A 15,562-nucleotide genomic window follows, 5' to 3' on the forward strand; every position below is an offset into this window, starting at 1 on the left:
GACCGCATCACTCACCACTGCGACATCGTCGAGACCGGCAACGACAGCTGGCGCTTCAAACACCGCAGCTGACCCTACCAGGAAGAACGCCAAGCGAGGGTTGAGCCTCCAGTCGGGCTACGCCCTCCCTACGCCCCAACCCTCGCAAGCGGTGCGCTCGTGACGTCCATCCAGAACACCAAAAGGGGGTCCCTATTGCACGCCTATAGGGGGTCCCTTTTGGACGCCGATTGACAGGCGTTCGACTTGGCCGTCCCGCCATCCCTCCGATCGCGCTAGACAAGGTCCGGACCCGCCTCGGACAGGGCCAGTCCATCCGGGTGATCGCCAAAGCTACCGGCTTCTCCACCGCCACGGTTCAACGGGTCAAACGGGCAATGGCCGATCAGGCGGCCCGGGCCTAAACGATCCAGGGCGGATCACCTTCCGCCGCCAGATGGTCGCCCCAAGCCAACTTGATCAATACGGCATCGACCTCGTCATCGACCTCGACTTGGAAAATCCCCGGGAAGGATTCGCGATCTGCACGAAAACGGTCGGGCATAGTCTCTTGCAACCAGGCCTCGACGTCGTCGAACAGGCCGCGTTTACCAGCGAACCATGCCTTGGCTTGAGCGGGCGTCTGATAGCCCAGGATCGTGAAAGCGTGACTCGTGGACACGCGGAGATCAGGGGGTAACGTTTGCATCAAACCACGATGGCGACCTGACATCCGTCAGACACTCGGGGCCAAGCTCCAGGATATCGATCGTGTCGCCCCAGCGCAGCGTAAACATGACTGCGTCGGCCTCATCCTCGAACGCGACGCCCAAATAATACCCCTGATAGACGGCGGTCCAACGCCCGGAAGGACCGTCGGCCAACCACGTCTGCGCGTAGTCAAGTCCGTATGGCGGCGCGTGCCAGTATTCCCTGCACTGAAGGAAGATGGGGCTCTGGAGGAGACGACCAGCGGCAACGTAAAGATCGTAGGCGTTGCCATGGGCGATAGAGTTGGAATGGGTCATAAAGCTATGATCTCAGAGCCGCACCTTCTGCGTCCATATCTATCGACAGCCACTGCGCAAAACGACCGTTGAACACGGCTCGGATCGCCGCGCCTAACTATCGACCAAAACATCGAAACCTAGTCCGCTCGGTGGCGTCCTCGATCCCACCCTCGCCCTCGCCCTCGCCGATCATCTGGCGGGCCTGAGCGCGTTAGTGCACCCTTGGTGGCCGTGTGGTCGCGTTCAACGAACGATTGGCCCGCTTTATCTCCAATCGTCGGATCAGGGGGGCGAACATTTCTTGGACATCGGCGGGCAGAATTGACCAAAGCGGCATGCCAAACAACTCTTCAAACTGAGCGATGACCTGTCCTTTCGTGTTGATCCCAATCATCATCAAGCCGCCCACGAGGACAACCTCGAACCACTTTTCACCTTCTCCATCACGCTTAATCTCGACCGTCTCGACGATGGCCCGCATAGCGCGACCCAGCTTCGCCCTGGCCTGGAGTCGAACCGCCTCCACTTCCGAGTTAGCCGCCTCGCGAATATCGCCGATACGTCGGACATGTTCTACATCGGCGACCTTTCCAGAGGCGGTCTGGATCGCCTGTTCCACGTCGTCCAACTCCTCAATCATCCGATCGATGTCGGCCGTCACTTCTTGAATGACGACGGCAACTTCCGGGTCGGGCGTGATGAAACTGCGAAGGAGATTGAGTTTGAAGGCGCGGCGGTCTGCCAGTGCCTTTTCGATCTCCGCCTTTCGCGTCCGCGCCTTACCAAGCTCGCCTCTCGATTCGAAGAAGCGATCATCAAGAGCAAGGTCCAGCAGTAGATCGAGAGCCGTCGCTTCAAAGGCCCGGTAGGCATAGCCGTTACGGTTGTCGCATCGGCCCTCAGACACGCCCTCACAGCGGATATAGGGGTAAGCCTTGCCCTTCTGCACAGAGGTGGAAAGGAAGGCTTTTCGTCCACACTCCCCGCACTTGGTCACGCCAGCGAACAGGTTTGAAGTCCCGGCCTTGGTGCCTTCGCCTCGGACCTTCTTGCGACCCATAAGAGAGGCTCTGGCTTGTGCAATGATGTCGGCATCCACGATGCGGGGAAAGAACCCGTGAATGACCTGCCCAGCGAACATACCTGCTCTCGGTCGGTAGTCTCCCTCGACGATGGCACTGACGAGAAGCTGCCGAACGTGCGATCTGCCCCACTGGCGTTTGCCAGCTATGTGCCTTCCATCTTCACCAAATGGCTCGATCCCGTCGTCATTGAGCATTCGAGTTATGGTGACGGCACCAATCCCGTCTGCTGACTGACGGTAGATTCGGAACACGATTTTTGCGCGTTCCTCGTTGACCAGCCAGCCGTCACATCCCGGCGTGCGTTTCAGCCAACCGGGCAACCGGCCCGCGAGGTTGGTCCATCGTCCCTCCTTCCTCTCGGCCAGTTTCCAGAGGCGGGCCTTGGACGCTCGGGTCATGTCAGACTTGCGGCGGGAATCTTCGTGGCTGAACGCCGCTTTGATCGAGGTGGCGAGGAAGTCGCCCATGCTCGGGTTGGCTTGGAAGACTTCCTGTGTGTCCGCTATGGCGATCTGCACACCCGCCCTTGTGACCTCGTAAATCCACGCCATGGCCTCATCGACGGGGCGGCGGGACAGTCGCGAAAGGTTGTCGGCAACCAGCACCGTGCCCGGTTCGAACTCACCACGCCTAAGTCTTTCCAGAAACTGGCCAAGCCCAGCCTCAGGACGCAGGTGCTCGCCTTTGAATGCCGACAGCCCCCGGTCTGTGATTGTTTCGGCAACTTTCCAGCCACGAGCGACGGCTAACGCCTCACATCGTTCCTGTTGGCGTGCCAGGGTATCACTCGAACCCTTCTCCTGTTCATCCGAGGAAAAGCGGCGATATATGATCGCGTTCATGACCCCTCATACCGTTTTTGTAGAACGATCACTACTTGGACAAGAAGAACCAGCTGATCCTCGACGAGATCCAGAACCGTGGCACGGTCGACCATGCCCCGGTCTATCCGCGCGAGGTGGTCCGGCGGGGGCTGGAGGTCAGCGCCGCCGCCATGATCCTGGTCCACAATCATCCGTCCGGCGACCCGACCCCCAGCCGCGCCGACATCGACATAACCAGACAGATCATCGAGGCGGCGAAGGCCCTCTCCGTCGAGGTCCATGATCATCTGATCGTCGGCCGCGAGGGCGTGGCCAGCTTCAAGCAACTGGGACTGATGTGACCGCACCCGTTCTCACCACGCCGCGCCTGACCCTGACGCCCGTCGGCCTGAACGACTACGACGATCTCGTGATGCTGTGGCGGGACCAGGCCTTCACCCGGCACATCACCGGACGGGACCTGTCGCCGGAGGAGGTGTGGTTCCGTCTGCTGCGCGATCTCGGCCACTGGTCGGCGCTGGGGCGCGGCAACTGGTCGATGCGGCTGACGGAGACCGGCGCCTACGTCGGTTCGGTCGGGGTGCTGGACTACCATCGCGACGTGGTCCCGCCGATGGAGGCGCCCGAGCTGGGCTGGGGCATCGGCGGGGCGTTTCAGGGTCAGGGTCTGGCCGGCGAGGGTGTGTCCGCCGCGCTCGCGTGGGCGGACGCGGTGCTGAAGGCGCCGCGCACCGTCTGCATGATCGGCCCAGGCAACCTGTCGTCCCTGCGCCTCGCGGGCCGCGCCGGCTACGTCCGCTATGCCGACGGCGTCTATCGCGGCGAGCCGACGATCCTGCTGGAACGGATCAGTCCGTCCGGGCTCAAGTAGCGCGACCGCGCGATAGCCAGCCAGAATGGGCCCAGGTAGCGCGACCGCGCGATAGCCCGACAGGACCGTAGCCTCACATTAAGGTTTACGGGGCATTGTCGCCGCCATGCCCATGCCCGTCGAAACCCTCCATGCCTATCTGATCGAGGCGTTCCCCGACGCCGAGATCGTGATCGACGACCTCGCCGGCGACGGCGACCACTACAAGGCGCGCATTGTCTCGACCGCCTTCGCCGGCCTGCCGCGCGTGAAACAGCACCAGCTCGTCTATGCCGCGCTCAAGGGCCATATGGGCGGCGAACTCCACGCCCTCGCGCTCGAAACCTCCGCCCCTTCCACGACAGGCTGATCCGCCATGCGCTATCGCCCCTTCGGCGCATCGGGCGCCGCCATCTCGACCCTGACGCTCAATCTCGGCGTCGACAGCCTGTCGCGCGGCGTGAACGCCGCCAACGACCTGATCTTCTCGGCGCTGGAGGCGGGCATCAACTCCTACCGGCTGGAGACGGCCGATCCGGTGCTCGCCGAAGTGGTCGGCCAGGCCCTGGCCAGCGTCGAGCGCAAGCTGCTGAACGTCAGCCTGGAACTCGGCGCCGGCGACGGCCGCCGGGGGTCGCAGCGCGACTTCTCCGCCGAGGGCATGACCGGCGCCATCGACCGCTGCCTGCATGTCTCCGGCCTCGGCTGGATCGACGTCGCCCTGCTGGAGGAACCCGGCGAGGACGAGCTGCCGCAGAGCTCGCTGAACGCCCTGAAGGCTCTGCGCGCCACCGAGCGGGTTCGCTACCTGGGCGTTTCGGGTTCCGGCGAGGTGATGGACGCCTATGTCTCGACCGGCGCCTTCGACGTGCTGGGCACCCCCTTCCACGTCAACGTCGACTGGAAGATCCGCTCCCGCCTCCGCGCCGCGCGCGAACAGGACATGGCCATCCTGGCCTATGATTATTTCCCCGCCGAACTCGACACGGAGAAGAAGGCCGCGACCGTGCATCAGCCCAAGAAGGGCCTGTTCGGCTTTGGCGGCGGCTCGAAGGCGAAGGATGACCCACTGGCCCATGCCGGCACCTTCGCCTTCCTGCATCGCACGCCGCACTGGACGGCGGAGGCCATTTGCCTCGCCCACGCCATGACCGACCCGGCGATCTCCAGCGTCCTGATCACCGCCCGGGATGCCGAACGCCTGAACGCCCTCGCCGCCGTGCCCGAGCGCGACATGCCGCCTGGCCTCGCGGCCCAGATCGAGATGGCTAGAGTCGCCGCCTGATATCCGTCTGGACACGCAGGCTTGTGCTCGCGTCCCTTGACCGGCGCCCCCGCCATCCCTAGCTGACGCCTTCAACGAAAGGCGTCTCCCTGTGTCCGAACAAGCCCTCGATACCGCCGCCGATCCGGCCCACGCCTTCATCGCCCGGACCGTGGCCCAGAACGACGTCGTCCTGTTCATGAAGGGTACGCCCGACAGCCCGCGTTGCGGCTTCTCCTCGCTGGCTGTCCAGATCCTCGACCATGTCGGCGCGCCTTTCGTCGGCGTCGATGTGCTTCAGGACGACGGCCTGCGCGACGGCATCAAGGCCTTCACCGACTGGCCGACCATTCCCCAGCTCTATGTGAAGGGCGAATTCGTCGGCGGGTCGGACATCGTGCGCGAGATGTTCCAGGCCGGCGAACTGACCGCCCTGATGGTCGAAAAGGGCGTTCCTCTCGGCGAGGCGTAAGGTCCTGGCCCGCCCGACCCTGACCCCGCGCGAGGACCGCGAGGTCTTCGAGGTCCCGCTGGAGATCCGTCCCGAGCACATCGACGACAACGGCCACGTCAACAACGTCGTCTACGTCGGCTGGCTGCAGGAGGCAGGCACGGCCCACTGGAACGCCCACTTCGATGAGGCGACGCGGGCGAAATGGTCGTGGGTCGCCCTGAGGCACGAGATCGATTATCTGCGTCCCCTGATGCCCGACGACACGGCCGTGGCCCGCACCTGGGTCGGCGATCCGCAAGGTCCGCGCTTCGCCCGCCATGTCCGCATCGAGGACGGCGAGGGCCGGCTGTGCGCCCAGGGCGTTTCGGAATGGTGTCTGGTCGATGCCACTACGATGCGGCCGACACGCATCCCCGCGGACATGCTGCCGACCTTCGAGCGCCGCTGACGGCTGGCGGCAACCAATACACTTCTCAAGCTTTACCTTATTCAGGATCCGGACTCTTATGGATCTGAAGTTTTTCCGTTGCGTGAAACACGCGCGCGCGCAATAGGTTTCAACACGACGTCGGCCTGTTTCAGAAAACCGGCTGCCGTCCTGCTCCGCATTTCTCTGTCGGGTATGGCTTTCGCTTCGCGAGCCTCCGGATCACCTGAAGGGTCAGCCGTGGCTGCCCACCCGCCCCTGCATCCCGACGGTCCGTTCAGCCTCGCGCTTGCTGTGGTGGAGTCCTCTGCGGCGCCCCTGCTGCTTCTGGACCAGTCGCTGATTGTGATCGCCGCCAGCGAATCGTTCTGCCGGGCTTTCGACGTCGATCCGGCCCGGGTTGTCGGCCGCTTCCTTGGCGAGGCCGGGACGGGCGAGTGGAACAAGCCTCAGCTTCGTGTGCTGCTGGAGGCGACGGCCGCAGGCGATGCTGCCATTGAGGCCTATGAGATGGACCTGAAGGATTCGCGCCAAGGCGTGCGCAAGCTGGTCATCAACGCCCGGCGGCTGGCGCTTGCAGACGGTCAGCCGGTCAGGCTGCTGCTGACAGTCGAAGACGTCACCGCAGCCCGCGAGGGCGAAAAGCAAAAGGACGACCTGCTGCGCGAAAAGGCCATCCTGTTGCAGGAACTGCAGCACCGGGTCGCCAACAGCCTGCAGATCATCGCCAGCGTCATCCTTCAGAGCGCCAGGAAGACCAACTCCGACGAGACCCGCGTCCAGCTGACGGATGCGCACAGCCGCGTCATGTCGGTCGCCGCCCTGCAGCAGCAGTTGGCGACGTCACGTCTCGGCGAGGTCGAGCTGGCCCCCTATTTCACCCAGCTGTGCAAGAGCATCGGCGCGTCGATGATCCACGACCCGACGCGTGTGTCGCTGCGGGTCGAGGCAGACGACAGCTCGACCAGTGCAGACGTTTCGGTCAGCCTGGGTCTGATCGTGACGGAACTGGTGATCAACGCCCTGAAGCACGCCTTCCCCGGCGGCCGCTCCGGCAAGATCGTGGTGGGCTACAGCAGCCACGGGCTGAACTGGACCCTCACGGTTCGCGACGACGGCGTGGGCATGCCCAAGGACGCGGCGAGCGCAATGCCCGGCCTGGGCACCAGCATCGTCGAGGCCCTGGCGAAGCAGCTTCAGGCTCGCATCCAGGTGGAAAGCCCGGGCCACGGCGTCGTCATCTCGGTGATCCACAGCCAGCTCGCGGCCGTCGAGACCCCCTCGCTGGCGGCCAGCAGCGGCGCCGCCTAGGTCGTCGGAATCGTCGACGGCAGTTGATAGGGGTTGTTGACCGACACGCGCGAGCCGGGGGTCAGTCCCAGTTCCTCGAACGACCAGATGACCTCGACGCCGTCGGCCATCGGGGTCTTGCAGTCATCCTGTTCGATCCGGCGCAGGGTGATGGTCGAGTCGGCGCCCATGTGATCCACGACCGGCCGCAGGTCCGACTTGTCGGTGCAGCCGTTCGAGCTGACCCAGAAGACGGCGAGGTCGCGCGTGATGGCGGCGGCATGGATCGGCTCGATCTGGCCCGGCATGGCGGCCGTGCGCGTTGGGGTATCCTGACGGAACAGGGCGCAACCGCTCAGCGCCAGCATCACCGCCAGGCCGCCCGCCACGATGACGATCGTTCTCTTCATGCCCTTGGTCCCGGATCCGTCCGGAGAGTATCGCTCAAATCGCGATTCCGCGCACCTTCAAATATCAGGAGTCGGATCGGCGGGGACAGCTGACCTCGACATCCCGACCCAGGCTGGCCTGAAGCCTTGGCCGATTGCGCGCCGACGACGTCGAAAGGACCAGGAACAAGGCCTGATCGTTCAGGGTCAGACAGTGCAACTCCTGTCGGAACGATCCGATGGAATCGAGCGAATAGGCCCCCGTATCGGCGCCAACGGTGCGAACCGCACCCAGATCGTCCAGGGCGCTCAACACCGCCTCGCGGAGTTGCTCCGGCTCGCCGGCGGTCGAGGTCACGGTGCAGGCGCCGTTGGCCTCTTGCTTCAGGTGGACCTGAACCGAGACCGTGTAGCGCCCGTCCTCATCGACACCTCGGCGGGAGGCTGCGGTGTGGAAGAACTCGATTGCCGGCCTGCCCGTCATCACGGCGGGCACGCACCCTGAGTCCATCGCATAGGCGGCCGCGGCCCGAGGCGAAAAATGGATGCCCGGCGACGGTCTTGTCATCGAATAGGTCTGCGCCTGCGCGTTCATCACCTGAGCCAGAGGATCCGACGTCGCCTCCTGGCCGAGCGCGAGAGGGATCAGGAGCGAGAGCAGGGGCATGGAAGCACCGGGCACTATTCAAGACTGGTCCAGCCTTACACGTCCGGCGCGAACGAAAAAGGCCCCGGATTTCTCCGGGGCCTTCAAAGTCTTCTGGCTCAAGCAGCGCGAACGCGCGGTAGCCCAAAAGGAATGCGCGGAAGGCGAAGCCTTACGAGCTGTAGTATTCGACCACCAGGTTCGGCTCCATCTTCACCGCGAACGGCACGTCGGCCAGTTCGGGGAAGCGGACGAAGCGGACCGAGAAACCACGGTCGCCCAGTTCCAGGTAGTCGGGGATGTCGCGCTCGCCGGACTGTTGGGCTTCGAGCACCAGCGCCATGTTGCGGGACTTTTCCTTGACCTCGACGATGTCGCCGACGCGCAGGCGGTAGGAGGCGATATTCACCTTCTTGCCGTTGACGGTGACGTGGCCGTGGTTGACGAACTGACGGGCGGCCCAGGGGGTCGGCACGAATTTGGCGCGATAGACCGTGGCGTCCAGACGGGCCTCCAGCAGGCCGATCAGGATTTCCGAGGTGTTGCCCTTACGGCGAGCAGCCTCGTCATAGGTCTTGCGGAACTGCTTTTCCGTCAGGTTGGCGTAGTAGCCCTTGAGCTTCTGCTTGGCCTTCAGCTGCAGGCCGAAGTCGGAAACCTTGGACTTGCGGCGCTGGCCGTGCTGGCCGGGACCGTAGGAACGCTTGTTGACCGGCGACTTGGCGCGGCCCCACAGGTTCTCACCCATGGCCCGATCGATTTTATACTTGGCGCTATGGCGCTTCGACATTCTGTTCTCTTCAAAATGATGCGGCCCGGCCCCTCCCCGAATGGAGGGACGATCTCAACGGCGGTCCACGCATCGTCCGTAGTGAATTCGCGCGCCGGACCAGGGTCAGGCGCGTGAAGGGGCGGCTTATGCGTTCCCCACCCTATCGAGTCAAGGCTGGGCCGCCGTTTCCGGAACCCAGATAAAGCCGTCCGCCCGGCGCTGGAACTTGCCCAGGCCCGGGTAGGGGAAGTGGACGCCATAGACGCGCAGGGACTGCGTCGCCCCCCGCCCCAGCACCGCCAGCCGTGTCGCGATGGCGGCGTCGGAATCGAAGTCCCACTGGTTCACATACTCGGGCCGCTCGACCGAGATGATCGAACTGTGCAGGGCGTCGCCCAGATACAGCAGCCGGTCCTGGCCGGAGACGATCTCGTAGCCTGTGTGGCCGGCCGTGTGGCCCTGCAGGGCGACGGCCGTGATCGAGGGCGTCACCTGGGCGCCGGGCTCGAAGGTCTCGACCCTGGGCGTGATGATCGGGATCAGGGCGGCCAGTTCGGCGTCGGCCTGCAGCGCGGTCCATTCGGCGGCGCTCATGCGGATCGTGGCGCTCGGGAAGGCGAGGGCGCCGTTCTGCACGAGGCCGCCCACGTGGTCGCCGTGGCCGTGCGAGATCAGGATGTCGGTCACCTGGGCCGGCTGGACCCCGGCCGCCGCCAGCGAGGCCGGCAGCTTGTTGGCCGTGCCCATCCCGCCGCCCGCGCCCGTGTCGATCAGCACGACCTTGTCGTCGCCACGGATCAGCAGCGGCTGGATCGACAGATGGATCTTCACATCGCCCGTCGGACGCAACGCTTCGGCGACACCGGCCGTGTCGCTCCAGGGGCTGGAGCCGGCCGCGTTGTCCAGCGTCAGGTCGCCATCCTTCAGCGCGACCGCCTGCAGCGTGCCGATGGCGAAGGGATAGACGTCGACACTGGCGACCGGCTGCGCAGCCGGTGCGGCCGGAGCATCGGCCTTCTCGGCGGGCTTCTGGCACCCGGCGACGATCAGGCCCGACAGGATCAGGGCGGCGGCGAGCTTGAACTGGGCGGTCATGATGTCCTCGGGGCGAGCGAACGGCTCAGCTCAGATAGGTCGGCGCGCGCAAGGCGCCAGACGGCGAACCGTGAAGCTTTTTCACGGCCCGCTGCCTGTTGCAGAACTGCCAGATCAGGCCGTGGCGGCCGCGAACAGGGCGTTGGCCTTGTTCCAGTTCACCACGGTCCAGAAGGCCTTGAGGTATTCCGGACGACGGTTCTGGTATTTCAGATAGTAGGCGTGTTCCCAGACGTCGGCGCCCAGGACGACGGCGCCCCTCTGTTCGGCGACGTCCATCAACGGGTTGTCCTGGTTCGGCGTGGACGTGACCTTCAGCTTGCCGTCCTGCACGATCAGCCAGGCCCAGCCCGAGCCGAACTGGCCGGCGCCGGCGGCGTTGAAGTCTTCCTTGAACTTGTCGAGCCCGCCCAGGTCGCGGTCGATCGCGGCGGTCAGCTCGGCCGAGGGTTCGCCGCCCTGACCGACGGGTGCCAGCAGTTCCCAGAACAGGGCGTGGTTCCAGTGACCGCCGCCGTTGTTGCGCACGGCCTTGGGCGCGGTCGAGATCGAGGCGAACAGATCTTCCAGCGACCTGCCCTGCAGGGTCGCATCGGCGTCGACGGCCTTGTTCAGGTTGTCGACATAGGCCTGGTGATGCTTGTCGTGGTGGAAGGTCATCGTCTCGGAGTCGATGGCGGGCTCCAGCGCATCATAGGCGTAGGGCAGCGGCGGCAGGGTGAAGGCCATGGGGAGAGGCTCCTTGTTTTCGATGAAGGCGTAACGCGCATGTAGGCGTCCGGTGTCCGCCACCAAAGGCTTGGGCAGAGAAAAACAGCCTTTCTGCGCACGATGCCGGAAACAAAAGACGGAACAATGGTATTCCTCACCAGTTGTTCTTCCGAACGGGCATCTCCCGGGAGGTAAATCTCATCTTTTATCCAAACTCGAAAGAGGACGACGAACGAAAAATCGCCCCGATGTCCATGAATGGCGTCAAATTTCTCACCGCGATCGCATCTTGTCTTGCGATGTTCGACAAGAAGCCTCGCACAACTGATACCGATACAGAGAACGGGCCCGCGGCGGACCCCGAGCCTCCGACGCCGCCGGCCGAACGACTTGGCCTGCGGCCGTGCCTGGGCCACAGCGTCGCCACCGCTCCCTGCGCCTTGGCTATCGCTTAAGCATCTTTCCGGGGAACCGCTCTTGCCTGCGACCCTTGATAGGTGCGGAAGGAGAGGTCATCCGATGGGACAGACATTCGCCTGCGACCCGCCCGCCTGCGCCCCGCCGAAACTCAGCCAGCACGCGCTTGACGCCCTGCAACATGAACTTCTCTACGCGGCCGAATTCATGGCCGACGACCAGATCCTGTGCGTCGCCGACGCACTGCACGATACGCTGCGGAACCGGCGCCAGCTGCGGTGCAAGATCCATGATCGGGTCGAAGAACGTCTCTGCTCCCGCGCGCTCACGCCCTTTCCGTTCTAGACGGCGTCCGCCGGCAGGTTGGCCTTCAGGCAGTCGCGCACCGCCCGCTTCAGGCTGCCCGGCGCGTTGAGGAAATCGACCCCGTCGGCCTCCAGCACCACCTTCACCGCCGCATCGAGCCCCGACGGCAGGGCGGCGATCACCTTCTTCTGCCCCTTCTCGTGCAGGCAGTGGCCCAGTTCGTTGCACAGGGCGGCGAACAGGTCGTCATAGGTCGCGTCGGTCATCGTTTCAGTCTTTCCGCATGGAAGGCGACATGGTCGGCGATGAAGCTGGCCATAAAGAAATAGGAGTGGTCGTAGCCGGGCTGCATCCGCAGGGTGATCGCCTGCCCCGCCGCCTCACCCGCGGCAGTCAGCAACTCGGGCTTCAGCTGTTCGACCAGGAAGGGGTCGGCGTCACCCTGGTCGATCAGGATGTCGTCGAAATGTCCGCGCGCGGCGCCGGCCTCGATCAGAAGAGCGGCGTCGTGTTTGGCCCATTCGGCTCGGTCTTCGCCCAGATAGGCGGTGAACGCCTTCTCGCCCCACGGGCATCGCGTCGGCGACGAAATGGGTGCGAAGGCCGAGACGGACCGGAACAGCTCCGGGTGACGCAGCGCCAGGGTCAGCGCTCCGTGTCCGCCCATCGAATGGCCGCTGATCGCCCGCGTGCCCGTCGTCGGAAACTCGACGTCGATCAGGACGATCAGTTCCTCTACGACATAGGTCTCCATGCGGAAATGGGGCGCCCAGGGCGGTTGCGTCGCATCGAGATAGAAGCCCGCGCCCTGGCCCAGGTCATAGGCCGGGTCGTCGGCAACACCCTCTCCGCGCGGCGAGGTGTCGGGCGCGACGATGATCAAGCCATGTTCTGCGGCGGAGGCGTAGGCTCCGGCCTTGGTGGTGAAATTGTCCTCGGTGCAGGTCAGACCCGACAGCCAGATCAGCACCGGGAACGGGCCGTCGCCGGCTGGAACGAAGACCGACAGGGTCATGGGCGTGCCGGTCACGGCGCTGTCGTGACGCAGGTAATGCAGCGCGCCGCCGTGGACCTGATGCTGTTTTGTGACGTCCATCTCAAACTCCGCTCATCCCCGCGAAAGCGGGGACCCAGTTCTCTGGGCGATAGACGAGGCCCTTGTTGTCACTTGACCCCCATCCCACGCACCGTGCCTCACGAAAGCACTGGGTCCCCGCCTTCGCGGGGATGCACGGAAAAGAAAATCAGCCGGCCCGGTGCATGGCGCAGATCTTGTTGCCCGAAGGGTCGCGCAGATAGGCCAGGTTCAGCGTGCCGAACGGCCCTTCGCGCGGGCCGGGCGGGTCCTCGATGGCCGTCCCGCCGGCCGCGATCCCGGCGGCATGGAAGGCGGCGACCGCCTCCATATCCTTCGCCGCAAACCCGATGGTGCCGCCGTTGGCATGACAGGCCGCCTCGCCGTCGATCGGCTTGCAGACCGCAAAGGCCCCGCGCGGCGTGCGCCACCAGTAGCGGCCCTTGGCGTCCGGTCCACTGGCCGCGTCGATCCCCAGCGCCCCGAGCGCCGCATCATAGAATTGGCGCGACGCCTCGATGTCGTTCGCGCCGACGGTCATATGGGTGAACATGGCTTTCCTCCTGCTTGTACGTTTCTTTTAGAGACTAACCCGGTTTCGACGACCTTGTCATCCCGAAAGCCGAGCAGCGTCTATTCCTCAAAACCTTGTCATCCCGGAAGCCGCGCAGCGGCTATCCGGGACGGAACGCACCCACCCTCATCTTCTCCCGGTCAGCCAGAGGCTGGACCGGGAGAAGGGCAGACGCATCAGAGGTGTTCCCGATCAACGCTGGGTCCGGTTCGCCCAAGCGGCGACCGGACCAAGGGGCAACCTCAACGGCCCGTCCCGGATAGCCGCTTTGCGGCTTCCGGGATGACAAACGCCGGGCGTCCTAAAACACCACCACGCTGCGGATGCTGGTCCCCGCGTGCATCAGGTCGAAGGCCTCGTTGATCCGCTCCAGCGGCAGCGTATGCGTGATCATCGGGTCGATCTCGATCTTGCCGTCCATATACCAGTCGACGATCCTGGGCGTATCGGTCCGGCCCCGCGCGCCGCCGAAGGCCGAGCCGCGCCAGACCCGGCCGGTGACCAGCTGGAAGGGGCGGGTCGAGATCTCCTTGCCCGCCTCGGCCACGCCGATGACGATGCTCTCGCCCCAGCCGCGGTGGCAGGCCTCGAGCGCCTGGCGCATGACCGTGGTGTTGCCGGTACAGTCGAAGGTGTAGTCGGCCCCGCCGCCGGTCAGCTCGACCAGATGGGCGACGACGTCGCTGACGTTTTTCGGGTTGACGAAATGAGTCATGCCGAAGCGCCGGCCCCACTCCTCTTTCGCGGGGTTCAGGTCGACGCCGACAATCATGTCGGCCCCGACCATCTTCAGGCCCTGGATGACGTTCAACCCGATACCGCCCAGGCCGAAGACGACGGCGTTGGCGCCCGGCTCGACCCTGGCCGTGTTGACCACTGCGCCGACGCCCGTGGTCACGCCGCAGCCGACGTAGCAGGCGCTTTCGAACGGCGCGTCCTTGCGGATCTTCGCCACCGCAATCTCGGGCAGGACCGTGAAATTCGAAAAGGTCGAACAGCCCATATAGTGGGCGATCGCCTGCCCCTTGTAGCTGAACCGCGAGGTGCCGTCGGGCATGACGCCCTTGCCCTGGGTCGCGCGGATGGCGGTGCACAGATTGGTCTTGCGGCTGAGGCAGCTTTTACATTGCCGACACTCGGGCGTGTACAGCGGGATCACGTGATCCCCGACCGCGAGACTGGTCACGCCGGGCCCCACCTCGACCACCACGCCCGCGCCCTCATGGCCCAGGATCGAGGGGAAGATGCCCTCGCTGTCGAGTCCGTCCAGCGTATAGGCGTCGGTGTGACAGATGCCCGTCGCCTTGATCTCGATCAGCACCTCGTCTGCGCGCGGCCCCTCCAGATCGACCTCGACGATCTCCAGCGGACGTTTGGCTTCGAAGGCGACGGCGGCGCGGGTTTTCATGGGAGTCTCCAGCAAAAGTTCCGATCATCCCCGCGAAGGCGGGGACCCAGTCCTGTGGGCGAAGGCCGCCAACGGCCGTGTGCGATCTGCCATCCCTCGCACCGCGCCTCACAAAAGCACTGGGTCCCCGCCTTCGCGGGGATGATCGGTGTGAATATCAGTCTTCGTCGCGTGCGCCAGCCTGTCGATCCGCTCGTTCGCGCGCCAGACGTTCCAGGACCCGTCCTCTACCCTTGGACAGGGCGGTTATCACGCCCCGGAAGGTCGCGACCTCCTGCGCGCTGAAGGCCGAGCGGCCCAGCATGACGCGCAGGTTCTGGCTCATGGAGCGGAACTTCTCCGGCGGATGGAAGAAGCCGGCCGCCTCGAGCTCGCGCTCCAGATGTTCGTACATCCCGAGCTGAAGGTCGCCGGACGCCGGCGCCTCGCCCTCGCGGAAGTTGGGCGGCGGGGCGTCGAGGACCAGGGTGCGCCACTCATAGGCGGTGATGGCCACGGCCTGGGCCAGGTTCAGGCTCTGGTGGCGGGGGTCGATGGGGATGGTGACGATGCCCTGGCACAGGGCGATGTCGGTGGTCTCCAGCCCGGCCCGTTCGCTGCCGAACAGCAGGCCGACGCCGAGGCCGGAGGCGGCGTCATCATACAGGACGCGCGAGGCCTCGCGCGGCGTGCGGACCGGCTGGCGCGTCTCGCGCGGGCGGGCGGTGGTGGCGAAGACGGTGGTCAGGTCGGCCACGGCGGCGGCCACGCTGTCAAACACCTCGACCCCGTCCAGCACCCAGTCGGCCCCGGAGGCCAGGGGCCAGGCCCGGTCCTGGGGCCAGCCGTCCCGCGGGCTGACCAGCCGCAGCCGGTCGAGCCCGAAATTGGCCATCACCCGCGCCACCGCGCCGATGTTCTCGGCCATCTGCGACCGGTCAAGGATGACGACGGGGGGGATAGGGATCATTGCGCCACCCCTAAACTCCCGCTCATCCTCGCGAAAG

The 15,562-nt window shown here is 65.1% G+C and carries 21 protein-coding genes and 2 pseudogenes; 10 read left to right on the top strand and 13 right to left on the bottom strand.

Annotated elements, in window-relative coordinates:
* Positions 1-72 (top strand): annotated as a pseudogene (locus ACP7AB_RS05905) (ATPase); the annotation flags it as partial.
* A gap of 158 nt (positions 73-230) precedes the next feature.
* Positions 231-404, top strand: coding sequence for a helix-turn-helix domain-containing protein (locus ACP7AB_RS05910; RefSeq protein WP_426046118.1), 174 nt, complete (start codon positions 231-233; stop codon positions 402-404).
* On the opposite strand, the gene ACP7AB_RS05915 is transcribed toward ACP7AB_RS05910, so the two are convergent.
* The 3 genes from ACP7AB_RS05915 to ACP7AB_RS05925 all read right to left on the bottom strand — a co-directional run bounded on the left by ACP7AB_RS05915 (position 401) and on the right by ACP7AB_RS05925 (position 2,916).
* Positions 401-661, bottom strand: coding sequence for a hypothetical protein (locus tag ACP7AB_RS05915; protein ID WP_426046119.1), 261 nt, complete (start codon positions 659-661; stop codon positions 401-403). The genes ACP7AB_RS05910 and ACP7AB_RS05915 overlap by 4 nt on opposite strands.
* Positions 662-668: 7 nt before the next feature.
* Entirely contained in the window at positions 669-1,007 is a 339-nt protein-coding gene (locus tag ACP7AB_RS05920; RefSeq protein ID WP_426046120.1) for a hypothetical protein, read from the bottom strand.
* 193 nt (positions 1,008-1,200) lie between these two features.
* Positions 1,201-2,916 carry a recombinase family protein gene (locus ACP7AB_RS05925; RefSeq protein WP_426046121.1) on the bottom strand — a complete coding sequence of 572 codons (1,716 nt, stop codon included), beginning with the start codon at positions 2,914-2,916 and terminating at the stop codon, positions 1,201-1,203.
* A 32-nt stretch (positions 2,917-2,948) separates the two neighbouring features.
* Between ACP7AB_RS05925 and ACP7AB_RS05930 the strand changes: the two are divergent.
* The 7 genes and pseudogenes from ACP7AB_RS05930 to ACP7AB_RS05960 form a co-directional block, all read left to right on the top strand.
* Positions 2,949-3,239: pseudogene (locus ACP7AB_RS05930) on the top strand (JAB domain-containing protein); the annotation flags it as partial.
* Positions 3,236-3,769 carry a GNAT family N-acetyltransferase gene (locus tag ACP7AB_RS05935; RefSeq protein WP_425988410.1) on the top strand — a complete coding sequence of 178 codons (534 nt, stop codon included), beginning with the start codon at positions 3,236-3,238 and terminating at the stop codon, positions 3,767-3,769. The pseudogene ACP7AB_RS05930 and the gene ACP7AB_RS05935, both read left to right, overlap by 4 nt.
* A 106-nt stretch (positions 3,770-3,875) precedes the next feature.
* The gene (locus ACP7AB_RS05940; RefSeq protein WP_303694033.1) at positions 3,876-4,118 is read left to right on the top strand and encodes a BolA family protein; all 243 of its coding nucleotides are present in this window, start codon (positions 3,876-3,878) and stop codon (positions 4,116-4,118) included.
* Positions 4,119-4,124: 6 nt separating this feature from the next.
* On the top strand, positions 4,125-5,033 hold the full coding sequence (locus tag ACP7AB_RS05945) for an oxidoreductase (RefSeq protein ID WP_425988414.1): 909 nt from the start codon (positions 4,125-4,127) through the stop codon (positions 5,031-5,033).
* Between the two features lie 91 nt (positions 5,034-5,124).
* Positions 5,125-5,484, top strand: a complete 360-nt coding sequence (grxD, locus tag ACP7AB_RS05950; RefSeq protein WP_303694035.1) for a Grx4 family monothiol glutaredoxin — start codon at positions 5,125-5,127, stop codon at positions 5,482-5,484.
* 19 nt (positions 5,485-5,503) lie between these two features.
* Positions 5,504-5,914, top strand: a complete 411-nt coding sequence (locus ACP7AB_RS05955) for an acyl-CoA thioesterase (protein ID WP_425988977.1) — start codon at positions 5,504-5,506, stop codon at positions 5,912-5,914.
* Positions 5,915-6,133: 219 nt separating this feature from the next.
* Complete coding sequence (locus tag ACP7AB_RS05960) at positions 6,134-7,204, top strand: sensor histidine kinase (RefSeq protein ID WP_425988418.1); 1,071 nt, start codon at positions 6,134-6,136, stop codon at positions 7,202-7,204.
* On the opposite strand, the gene ACP7AB_RS05965 is transcribed toward ACP7AB_RS05960, so the two are convergent.
* From ACP7AB_RS05965 to ACP7AB_RS05985, 5 genes are all read right to left on the bottom strand, one after another.
* Complete coding sequence (locus ACP7AB_RS05965) at positions 7,201-7,593, bottom strand: hypothetical protein (RefSeq protein ID WP_425988421.1); 393 nt, start codon at positions 7,591-7,593, stop codon at positions 7,201-7,203. The two genes, ACP7AB_RS05960 and ACP7AB_RS05965, sit on opposite strands and share 4 nt — an antisense overlap.
* A gap of 64 nt (positions 7,594-7,657) precedes the next feature.
* Positions 7,658-8,239 (bottom strand): hypothetical protein, encoded by a 582-nt coding sequence (locus ACP7AB_RS05970; protein ID WP_425988424.1) that lies wholly within the window; start codon positions 8,237-8,239, stop codon positions 7,658-7,660.
* Positions 8,240-8,390: 151 nt separating this feature from the next.
* Positions 8,391-9,008, bottom strand: a complete 618-nt coding sequence (gene rpsD / locus ACP7AB_RS05975; RefSeq protein ID WP_425988427.1) for a 30S ribosomal protein S4 — start codon at positions 9,006-9,008, stop codon at positions 8,391-8,393.
* A gap of 150 nt (positions 9,009-9,158) precedes the next feature.
* On the bottom strand, positions 9,159-10,085 hold the full coding sequence (locus ACP7AB_RS05980; RefSeq protein ID WP_425988430.1) for an MBL fold metallo-hydrolase: 927 nt from the start codon (positions 10,083-10,085) through the stop codon (positions 9,159-9,161).
* 114 nt (positions 10,086-10,199) lie between these two features.
* Positions 10,200-10,814: a superoxide dismutase gene (locus ACP7AB_RS05985; protein ID WP_425988433.1), complete on the bottom strand. Its 615-nt coding sequence runs from the start codon at positions 10,812-10,814 to the stop codon at positions 10,200-10,202.
* 501 nt (positions 10,815-11,315) lie between these two features.
* Between ACP7AB_RS05985 and ACP7AB_RS05990 the strand changes: the two genes are divergently transcribed.
* Positions 11,316-11,558, top strand: a complete 243-nt coding sequence (locus tag ACP7AB_RS05990) for a hypothetical protein (protein WP_425988436.1) — start codon at positions 11,316-11,318, stop codon at positions 11,556-11,558.
* On the opposite strand, the gene ACP7AB_RS05995 is transcribed toward ACP7AB_RS05990, so the two are convergent.
* The 5 genes from ACP7AB_RS05995 to ACP7AB_RS06015 form a co-directional block, all read right to left on the bottom strand.
* Positions 11,555-11,785 (bottom strand): hypothetical protein, encoded by a 231-nt coding sequence (locus ACP7AB_RS05995; RefSeq protein ID WP_425988439.1) that lies wholly within the window; start codon positions 11,783-11,785, stop codon positions 11,555-11,557. The genes ACP7AB_RS05990 and ACP7AB_RS05995 overlap by 4 nt on opposite strands.
* Positions 11,782-12,615 (bottom strand): S-formylglutathione hydrolase, encoded by an 834-nt coding sequence (gene fghA / locus ACP7AB_RS06000; RefSeq protein ID WP_425988442.1) that lies wholly within the window; start codon positions 12,613-12,615, stop codon positions 11,782-11,784. Before fghA ends, ACP7AB_RS05995 begins: the two co-directional genes overlap by 4 nt.
* A gap of 148 nt (positions 12,616-12,763) precedes the next feature.
* Positions 12,764-13,147, bottom strand: coding sequence for a VOC family protein (locus ACP7AB_RS06005; protein ID WP_425988445.1), 384 nt, complete (start codon positions 13,145-13,147; stop codon positions 12,764-12,766).
* Between the two features lie 322 nt (positions 13,148-13,469).
* On the bottom strand, positions 13,470-14,576 hold the full coding sequence (locus tag ACP7AB_RS06010) for an S-(hydroxymethyl)glutathione dehydrogenase/class III alcohol dehydrogenase (protein WP_425988448.1): 1,107 nt from the start codon (positions 14,574-14,576) through the stop codon (positions 13,470-13,472).
* Between the two features lie 157 nt (positions 14,577-14,733).
* Positions 14,734-15,525, bottom strand: coding sequence for an RNA methyltransferase (locus ACP7AB_RS06015; protein ID WP_425988451.1), 792 nt, complete (start codon positions 15,523-15,525; stop codon positions 14,734-14,736).
* Positions 15,526-15,562 lie beyond the last annotated feature (37 nt).

The organism is Brevundimonas sp. TWP3-1-2b1, from assembly GCF_049896165.1.
Classification (GTDB): Bacteria; Pseudomonadota; Alphaproteobacteria; order Caulobacterales; family Caulobacteraceae; genus Brevundimonas; species Brevundimonas subvibrioides_B.

What these genes read in the sequence shown, in the direction of transcription:
- ACP7AB_RS05995 (WP_425988439.1), bottom strand. Translation starts at nt 11,785, where the DNA reads ATGACCGACGCGACCTATGACGACCTGTTCGCCGCCCTGTGCAACGAA.
- ACP7AB_RS05980 (WP_425988430.1), bottom strand. Translation starts at nt 10,085, where the DNA reads ATGACCGCCCAGTTCAAGCTCGCCGCCGCCCTGATCCTGTCGGGCCTG.
- ACP7AB_RS05920 (WP_426046120.1), bottom strand. Translation starts at nt 1,007, where the DNA reads ATGACCCATTCCAACTCTATCGCCCATGGCAACGCCTACGATCTTTAC.
- rpsD (WP_425988427.1), bottom strand. Translation starts at nt 9,008, where the DNA reads ATGTCGAAGCGCCATAGCGCCAAGTATAAAATCGATCGGGCCATGGGT.
- ACP7AB_RS05965 (WP_425988421.1), bottom strand. Translation starts at nt 7,593, where the DNA reads ATGAAGAGAACGATCGTCATCGTGGCGGGCGGCCTGGCGGTGATGCTG.
- ACP7AB_RS06010 (WP_425988448.1), bottom strand. Translation starts at nt 14,576, where the DNA reads ATGAAAACCCGCGCCGCCGTCGCCTTCGAAGCCAAACGTCCGCTGGAG.
- ACP7AB_RS05925 (WP_426046121.1), bottom strand. Translation starts at nt 2,916, where the DNA reads ATGAACGCGATCATATATCGCCGCTTTTCCTCGGATGAACAGGAGAAG.
- ACP7AB_RS05970 (WP_425988424.1), bottom strand. Translation starts at nt 8,239, where the DNA reads ATGCCCCTGCTCTCGCTCCTGATCCCTCTCGCGCTCGGCCAGGAGGCG.
- ACP7AB_RS05985 (WP_425988433.1), bottom strand. Translation starts at nt 10,814, where the DNA reads ATGGCCTTCACCCTGCCGCCGCTGCCCTACGCCTATGATGCGCTGGAG.
- ACP7AB_RS05990 (WP_425988436.1), top strand. Translation starts at nt 11,316, where the DNA reads ATGGGACAGACATTCGCCTGCGACCCGCCCGCCTGCGCCCCGCCGAAA.
- ACP7AB_RS05940 (WP_303694033.1), top strand. Translation starts at nt 3,876, where the DNA reads ATGCCCATGCCCGTCGAAACCCTCCATGCCTATCTGATCGAGGCGTTC.
- ACP7AB_RS06005 (WP_425988445.1), bottom strand. Translation starts at nt 13,147, where the DNA reads ATGTTCACCCATATGACCGTCGGCGCGAACGACATCGAGGCGTCGCGC.
- ACP7AB_RS05945 (WP_425988414.1), top strand. Translation starts at nt 4,125, where the DNA reads ATGCGCTATCGCCCCTTCGGCGCATCGGGCGCCGCCATCTCGACCCTG.
- ACP7AB_RS06015 (WP_425988451.1), bottom strand. Translation starts at nt 15,525, where the DNA reads ATGATCCCTATCCCCCCCGTCGTCATCCTTGACCGGTCGCAGATGGCC.
- fghA (WP_425988442.1), bottom strand. Translation starts at nt 12,615, where the DNA reads ATGGACGTCACAAAACAGCATCAGGTCCACGGCGGCGCGCTGCATTAC.